Here is a 1,023-nt window from a genome sequence, read left to right as displayed (position 1 = left end):
GGGTGGGGCTGTGCATGGAGCGCTCGCTGGAGCAGATGGTGGGAGTGCTGGGGATATTGAAGGCGGGGGCGGCATACGTGCCGCTGGACACGAAGTACCCGGCGGAGCGGCTGGGGTACATGGTGGGGGATGCGAAGGTGGTGAGGGTGTTGACGAAGGTGCGTCAGCGAGAGGCCCTGCCGAAGTGGGCGCGCGAGTTGGCGCTGTGCGTGGATGAAGAAGCGGGGGAGGTGGCGAAGCGGCCGGACATGACGCCACCGAGGGCGGTGCCACCGGGAGGCACCTGCTACGTGGTGTACACGTCGGGGAGCACGGGCAAGCCGAAGGGCGTGGCGCTGTCACACGCCGCGCTGTGCAACCTGCTGTTGTGGCAGCGGGCGCACTCGGTGAAGGCGGAGGCGACGACGTTGCAGTTCGCGTCGCTGAGCTTCGATGTGTCCTTCCAGGAAATCTTCTCGACGTGGAGCGCGGGAGGGACGCTGGTGGTGCCACCAGCGGCGCTGAGGCAGGACGTGCCGGCGCTGCTGGACTTCATGGTGAGTCACCGGGTGGAGAGACTGTTTCTGCCCTTCGTCGCGCTGCAGGCGCTGGCGGACGCGGTGGCGCACGGGGCGAGCGTGCCGTCGTCGTTGAAGGAGGTGGTGACGGCGGGAGAGCAGTTGCAGGTGACGCCCGCGGTGGTGGCCTTCTTCGAGAAGCTGCCGGGGTGCGTGCTGGAGAACCAGTACGGCCCGTCGGAGACGCACGTGGTGAGCGCGCACCGGTTGAAGGGGCCACCGGCGAGCTGGCCGAGGCTGCCGCCGATTGGAGTGCCGCTGCCGGACACGAAGCTGCTGGTGTTGGACGGGCAGGGGAGGCTGTGTCCGATTGGAGTGGCGGGAGAGCTGTACATCGGCGGGGCGCAGTTGGCGCAGGGGTACCACGAGAGGGCGGAGCTGACGGCGAGGCGCTTCGTACCGGACGGGTACACGAGGGAGGTGGGGGCGAGGCTGTACCGGACGGGAGACAGGGCGAGGTGGAGAG

The 1,023-nt window shown here is 68.7% G+C and carries 1 protein-coding gene; it reads left to right on the top strand.

Going from position 1 to position 1,023, the window contains the following annotated elements; all coding sequences use genetic code 11:
* Positions 1-14: 14 nt before the first annotated feature.
* Positions 15-1,023, top strand: a 1,009-nt coding sequence (locus HUW62_RS47385) for an AMP-binding protein (protein ID WP_255204054.1), incomplete at its 3' end; no start/stop codon positions are given.

This window comes from Myxococcus sp. AM011, from assembly GCF_013372595.1.
Lineage (GTDB): Bacteria > Myxococcota > Myxococcia > Myxococcales > Myxococcaceae > Myxococcus > Myxococcus eversor.
The sequence above is the reverse complement of the archived record's forward strand: the minus strand, read 5'-3'. Positions and strand labels throughout refer to the sequence as shown.